A 6,874-nucleotide genomic window follows, 5' to 3' on the forward strand; every position below is an offset into this window, starting at 1 on the left:
AAAATGCCTGTATGCAAGCAAGATGCATACAGGCATTTTTGTGTTTTTAACATATGCTAACTAGTAGAAAGGTGTTTGCTTTCCGTCACATAATTGGCAAGGGAGTCTGGGTACATTATAGACGAATGAACCAAAGGAAGAAGGTGGCGATTGTGTCGAAACCATACCTAGTTGTTGGTGTTCCAAAAGAAATCAAAAACAATGAAAACCGCGTCGCGTTAACCCCAGGCGGCGCAGGGATGCTGCAAATGTCCGGTCATCGCGTGCTAGTCGAGGCTGGAGCTGGCATTGGCAGTGGTTTTTCCGATGAGGATTATAAGCAAGAAGGTGCAACGATCCTCGCGCATGCTGAGGAAGTGTGGGCACAAAGCGATATGATTATGAAAGTAAAAGAGCCTTTGCCTGCCGAATATGGTTATTTCAAAGAAGGTCAGATTCTATTTACTTATTTACACTTAGCTGCGGCAGGTGATTTGGCAGGACAGTTACTAGAGAAGAAAGTAACAGGGATTGCCTATGAGACGATTCAATTGCCTAACGGTTCACTGCCCTTGTTAACACCAATGAGCGAAGTTGCCGGGCGGATGTCTGTGCAAATTGGAGCTCATTTCCTTGAGAAATTTTATGGCGGCCGCGGCATTCTACTTGGCGGAGTCCCCGGCGTACCACCGGCGGATGTCATCATTCTAGGCGGAGGAATTGTGGGCACGAATGCAGCCAAAATGGCTTTAGGTCTTGGTGCTAACGTCGTGATCATCGAGCGAAGTGCAGACCGTATGCGGGCTCTGGATGACATTTTCGGTGGACATCTTCGTACATTGATGTCAAATCCGTATAATATTGCGAGCGCAGTTCAGAAGGCAGATTTGCTCATTGGCGCGGTACTTATACCTGGAGCGAGAGCACCGCGATTAGTAACAGCGGCGATGGTGCAGAGTATGAAGCCGGGAGCCGTCATTGTGGATGTTGCCGTCGATCAAGGAGGATCCATCGAAACGATTGATCGTGTAACGACCCATAGTGATCCCACCTATGAAAAATTCGGTGTGCTGCATTATGCGGTAGCCAATATGCCAGGTGCTGTCCCGCGAACTTCAACATTGGCATTAACGAATGTAACTTTGCCGTACGCGTTGGAATTGGCTAATAAGGGCTTCACACAAGCTTTAGCAGAGAACTACACGCTGCAGCTTGGCGTGAATACGTATAAAGGCAGCGTCACCCATCCTGCGGTTGCTGAAGCGCTAGGATTGCCCTATACCAAATTAAGTGAGCTGTCATAATCATGGTCCGAGCCTCATATTCTGTTCCTAAGACATGGAATAGACATGGAGGCAGGGCTATGATTTTTTCCTATCGGAAATTAATTGTTCGCTTACAGTACATTTTAGTTTTTGTGGCTTTGACGGTTATTTTATATCAAGTCATGATCGCTGTTTCCGGTTGGATTCAACCTGTGAACAAGTATAAAGCTCCTACGGGTAAATCAGTCAAAGTATTTGGGCAAAGCGAGCATGTCTCCTTTGACTCGAATTCGATGAGTGAGCGGCTTCGTTTGTTCTATTGGTATGGTGAATAAAGCGAAGAATAAAGGAATATCTCCAACCATCGTGGAATGCTATATGTTAGAAGTACTAGCACGTAAACGAGGGAGAGACTGACATAATGACGAGTGAGCTACAATCCTTCATCCGATTTCTGACGACTGAACGAGGACTTTCACGGAATACACTCGAATCCTACGAAAGAGATCTCCTTCAATTTGTTGCTTATATCGAGCTGCAAGGTATTTCAAGCTGGCGAGATACAGGGAAAATGCATCTTGCAGGATATCTTTCTCAATTAAAAGCGCTCGGACGAGCTTCAGCAACTCTATCACGCATTCGCGTATCACTACGCTCCTTTTTTCAATACATGGTGAAAGAACGACTCCTTGATTCGGATCCTTCTTTATTCGTCGAGGTACCTAAGTTAGAAAAAAGGCTTCCTAAAGTGCTGAGCATTCACGAGGTTGAGAAGCTTCTTGAGGCACCTCAATCTGAGCAGGTGAGTGGGGCACGGGATAAAGCCATGCTTGAATTGCTCTATGCAACAGGAATTCGTGTCTCTGAACTCGTGTCTTTAAATATGTCGGATGTGAATTTAGAGATGGGCTTCATTCGCTGTATCGGCAAAGCCGAGAAGGAGAGAATGATACCTCTAAGCGGCATAGCGATCAGGATTTTGGAGTCGTATATTCAGAATTATCGATTAAAGCTGTTAAAAAGATCGATAGATGAGGATGCCCTCTTCATTGGACATTTGGGCACCCGGATGACGAGGCAGGGTTTCTGGAAAATTATGAAGCGATATGCCTCAGAGACCGAAATAACGAATGAGATTACACCGCATACGCTTAGACACTCATTTGCTGCCCATTTAATTGAAAACGGTGCCGATTTGCGATCGGTTCAAGAGATGTTAGGTCATTCGGATATTTCCTCAACACAGCTATATGTTCAGGTCACGAAGCTCAAAATGAAGGATGTTTATAATCGAGCTCACCCTAGAGCTCATCTATGATTGCGATCGGAGACAACAGCGGCCATTCCAATAGGAATCGCTGCTGTTTTGCATTCACGGGTAGGAAGTGGGATAATGAAGGGTGGATATCATTAACATTAGGGATTGATTTGGAGGGACATCGGTGCGCTTTGAACGAATTAGTTTAATCGTATTGGATAGCGTAGGCATTGGCGAATTACCGGATGCTGAACAGTTTGGCGACCTTGGAGCACATACACTTGGTCATATCGCAGAAAAAGTGAGCGGCTTCGCGCTGCCCCATTTGCAGCAAATGGGAATCGGAAATATTGCGGAAATTCATGGGATTCCTCCTGTGACGTCACCGGATAGTTATTATGGTAAAATGGCAGAGGTTTCGGTTGGTAAAGATACGATGACGGGCCATTGGGAGTTGATGGGGCTTCGTATTTCCACACCGTTTAAAGTATTCCCGGACGGTTTCCCCGAAGCGTTGATCTCGCAATTCGAGCAAGAGACGGGTCGCAAGGTCATCGGAAATAAACCGGCTTCAGGTACAGAGATTTTAGATGAGCTCGGCGAAGAACAAATGAAGACAGGCGCATGGATTGTTTATACGTCTGCCGATAGCGTATTCCAATTGGCTGCACATGAAGATATCATACCGCTAGATGAGTTATATCGGGCTTGTGAAATTGCCAGAAGATTAACGATGCAGGATGAATTTGCAGTGGGTCGCGTTATCGCAAGACCTTATCTGKGTACGCTAGGTGCCTTCAAACGCACGCCGAATCGACATGATTATGCGGTCAAGCCTCCAGCGCCTACCGTTATGAATCAGCTTAAGGATGCTGGATGGGATGTCATTGCGATTGGCAAAATTAATGATATCTTTGATGGAGAAGGGGTTACGCAAGCAACCTCGACGAAAAGTAATCTGGATGGCATTCAGAAGACGATTGACGTGCTTGGAACATCGTTCAAAGGTCTTGCTTTTACGAATCTAGTCGATTTCGATTCCTTGTATGGTCATCGTCGCGACCCCGAGGGCTATGGTAAGGCGTTGGAGGAATTCGATGCCTATGTGCCACAGCTGAAAGCGGGACTTGGACCGAAGGATCTGCTTATTTTGACAGCGGATCATGGGAATGACCCTGTTCATGCAGGTACGGATCATACACGCGAGTACGTTCCCGTATTATTGTATAGTCCAAGCTTCCAATCGCCAGTTTCCTTGGGCATACGGGGAACCTTTGCTGATTTGGGCGCAACAATCGCTGAGAACTTCGGCGTTGAACCTACATTGAATGGTGAGAGCTTCCTGCACCTATTGAAATAAATCATTTTTAAAATAAGCTGAGGAGGCATGGTTACATGTCAGGAACATCGATGATTCAAGAAATTCAAGAAGCAGCAGCATTTATTAAAAAAGAAACAAATATTACACCGCAAATTGGTCTTATTCTCGGTTCAGGTCTTGGTGTTCTAGCAGATTTGATTGAGCAGCCTATCGTGATTGACTATTCCCGCATCCCGCATTTTCCGGTCTCTACCGTAGAAGGGCATGCAGGAGAATTGGTTGTTGGATCCATTCAAGGCAAGCAAGTCCTCGTCATGAAAGGGCGCTTTCATGCCTATGAAGGCTACGGCGCTGAAACGGTTTCTTTTCCAGTACGCGTCATGAAAGAGCTTGGCGTGGAGACGTTAATCGTTACCAATGCAGCAGGCGGGATTAACGAATCTTATCAAGTTGGCGATCTCATGGTTATCAGTGATCATTTGAATATGACGTTCCGCAATCCTTTGATTGGACCGAATGATTCAGCGCTAGGCGTACGCTTCCCGGATATGTCGGAGGCTTACAGCAAACGTTTGCGCAAATTAGCGCACGATGTAGCGGCAACGCAAGATTTTAAACTGCAAGAAGGTGTATATGTTGGTCTGCTTGGACCTAACTATGAAACACCTGCTGAGATTCGCATGTTCCGTACACTTGGTGGAGACTCCGTCGGCATGTCAACTGTTCCTGAGGTTATCGTTGCTCGCCATGCGGGTATTGAGGTATTGGGCTTCTCGTGTATTTCTAACATGGCATCGGGTATTCTGGATCAACCGTTATCCCATGCAGAAGTGATGGAGACAACGGAGAAGGTTAAACCTAAGTTTTTGAAGCTAGTTCTTGGTATCATCGAGGCGCTCTAAGCAGAAAAGGAGATCAACATGACATTGTCTTATATACAAAAAATTAACGAGGCTGCAAGCTTCATCCAATCTCGCTTAGGCGGCGTTTCTCCGTCGATCGGACTCGTTCTAGGTTCAGGTCTGGGAGATATGGCTAATCAAGTTGAGCAGCCTATAGCAATTGATTATAGTGAAGTACCGCATTTTCCTGTATCAACTGTTGCAGGTCATGAAGGACGCTTTGTTGTCGGTACTTTGGAAGGTAAACAAGTTATCGTTATGCAGGGGCGTTCTCATTATTATGAGGGCTATGATATGCAAAAAGTCGTGTTCCCTGTATATGTCATGAAGGCCATTGGCGTTCAAGCGGTTGTGATGACCAACGCGGCGGGCGGGATGAATCGATCCTTCCAAGCCGGTGATTTGATGCTAATTAGTGATCATCTCAATATGACGGGGGATAACCCTCTGATTGGGCCAAACCATGCTGAGCTTGGTGTTCGTTTTCCGGATATGTCAGAAGCGTACAACCGTGATTATCGCGCACTTGCTCGTGAGTTATCGGGGGCGGTTGTAGGAGAGGACGGAGTTCCCCTCAAGCTGCAAGAAGGCGTTTATGCGGGAATTACAGGTCCTACGTACTGTACGCCTGCAGAGCTTACGATGCTTGCTCGTATTGGTGGAGATGCGATTGGCATGTCTACAGTAGGTGAAGTTATCGCTGCACGACATGCAGGACTGAAGGTACTCGGCATATCTTGTATTACAGATATGGCCGTTGGTGAGGAGCTTGAACCCTTGACGCATGAACAAGTAGTGGCTGTTGCGAATCGGACGAAGCCTAAATTTATTGCCTTAGTCAAAGCATTTGTTCGCGAGGTTCAATTGGGATAAATTTGCTCTAAAATTGATTGAATTTTAATAAATTTAAGCAACTAAAGACCTATTCAACGTGAGGGACCCATGGTAGAATATAGTTAATTGGAACTATATTCGAGGGTGATCTGCTATGAGAGATTACCTATTCCATACAAGGATGTGTTGGAGCATGGGAGTCCCTGAGCTCATGGTAAGCAATTGCCCGCGATGCGGGAAAGTGTTTCAGAGAAATTTATACAATAAATGCACGGCGTGCAGAACGAACATAAATGATCAATTGAAAAATAGCCTCGAATTTCTTCGTAGAAACTATCGTTCCACGAATGAGCAGGTATGCGAAGCTACAGGTGTGTCCATTCTTCAATTACAAGTTTGGATGAAAGAAGGAAAGCTGACGCTATCTGATTATCCAAATCTGAATTATCAATGTGCGTCTTGTGCGGAGCCGATTCGTCAACATAAGCTTTGTGTTGCGTGTAGTACCCGACTCACACGCGACATCCGGAAACTCAATGAAAGCGGACCGACTTGTATCTCGAAGCAACCTGAGCAGGCGGGATTGAAACAAATAGGATCTGCTCGTGGCTTCCAAATTGGCGATCGATGGAATCGCGTGTAATTTGCATAGGAATGGGTAATAGTAAGATGGAGTTCAGTTCACAATTCTGTCACGAAATAGTCAAAGTTTTGCCACGTAGTAGATATGGGATTATTCTCTGATGTTAGGTAGAATAGATGAAGTGAACACACGATGAGGGGGATATGCATGCAAAAGTGGATTTTCTTTGTACTATTTATACTTGCGGGCGCATTGGGGCTGGGAGTCCTCTTTCAAGATATTTCTGATCGCCAAGAGGCACATGAAGCCGAGGCTGCCGCTAGTAAAATGCAACAGCTGAAATTAACTGCTTCGAACTGGCAGTTTGATGCACCGGACTACACGGTGAAAAAGGGTGAACCTACGAAAGTATCGTTATCCTTAAAAGAAGGCGTCCATGCCATTGAAATCGTCGGGTTGGATATTAAACTTGACAAAGAAAACCCTTCGAAGGAAATTACTTTCGATAAACCAGGTACATACGAAATCGATTGTGTTCTTCCTTGCGGCGAAGGACATGCTAAAATGAAATCCAAATTAGTTGTACAATAATAATAGGGTAAGATTGAAGGGAGCTTAAGTAGCTCCCTTTTTCATTTTCCTAATTGTGATGTAAAATGCAAGTTAAAGGAGGAATTCTCATGAGAATGGTTGATTTAATACATAAGAAGCGTGTCGGTGATGCGTTAACAG

At 45.3% G+C, this 6,874-nt stretch carries 8 protein-coding genes; all 8 read left to right on the forward strand.

Annotated features, from left to right (window positions below):
• Positions 1–152 precede the first annotated feature (152 nt).
• The 8 genes from ald to AC1DVJ_RS11935 all read left to right on the forward strand — a co-directional run bounded on the left by ald (position 153) and on the right by AC1DVJ_RS11935 (position 6,733).
• Positions 153–1,283, forward strand: a complete 1,131-nt coding sequence (gene ald, locus AC1DVJ_RS11900; protein ID WP_477590906.1) for an alanine dehydrogenase — start codon at positions 153–155, stop codon at positions 1,281–1,283.
• A 59-nt stretch (positions 1,284–1,342) separates the two neighbouring features.
• Positions 1,343–1,579 (forward strand): DUF4227 family protein, encoded by a 237-nt coding sequence (locus AC1DVJ_RS11905; RefSeq protein ID WP_477590908.1) that lies wholly within the window; start codon positions 1,343–1,345, stop codon positions 1,577–1,579.
• 86 nt (positions 1,580–1,665) lie between these two features.
• Positions 1,666–2,562: a site-specific tyrosine recombinase XerD gene (gene xerD / locus AC1DVJ_RS11910; protein WP_477590910.1), complete on the forward strand. Its 897-nt coding sequence runs from the start codon at positions 1,666–1,668 to the stop codon at positions 2,560–2,562.
• A 124-nt stretch (positions 2,563–2,686) separates the two neighbouring features.
• Positions 2,687–3,862: a phosphopentomutase gene (gene deoB / locus AC1DVJ_RS11915; RefSeq protein WP_477590911.1), complete on the forward strand. Its 1,176-nt coding sequence runs from the start codon at positions 2,687–2,689 to the stop codon at positions 3,860–3,862.
• 35 nt (positions 3,863–3,897) lie between these two features.
• Positions 3,898–4,725, forward strand: coding sequence for a purine-nucleoside phosphorylase (locus tag AC1DVJ_RS11920; RefSeq protein ID WP_477590912.1), 828 nt, complete (start codon positions 3,898–3,900; stop codon positions 4,723–4,725).
• An 18-nt stretch (positions 4,726–4,743) separates the two neighbouring features.
• Positions 4,744–5,598, forward strand: coding sequence for a purine-nucleoside phosphorylase (locus tag AC1DVJ_RS11925; protein ID WP_477590913.1), 855 nt, complete (start codon positions 4,744–4,746; stop codon positions 5,596–5,598).
• Between the two features lie 262 nt (positions 5,599–5,860).
• Entirely contained in the window at positions 5,861–6,202 is a 342-nt protein-coding gene (locus AC1DVJ_RS11930) for a hypothetical protein (RefSeq protein ID WP_477590914.1), read from the forward strand.
• A 147-nt stretch (positions 6,203–6,349) separates the two neighbouring features.
• Positions 6,350–6,733, forward strand: coding sequence for a cupredoxin domain-containing protein (locus AC1DVJ_RS11935; protein WP_477590916.1), 384 nt, complete (start codon positions 6,350–6,352; stop codon positions 6,731–6,733).
• Positions 6,734–6,874: the final 141 nt, after the last annotated feature.

Source organism: Paenibacillus sp. P4_A9 (assembly GCF_056402415.1).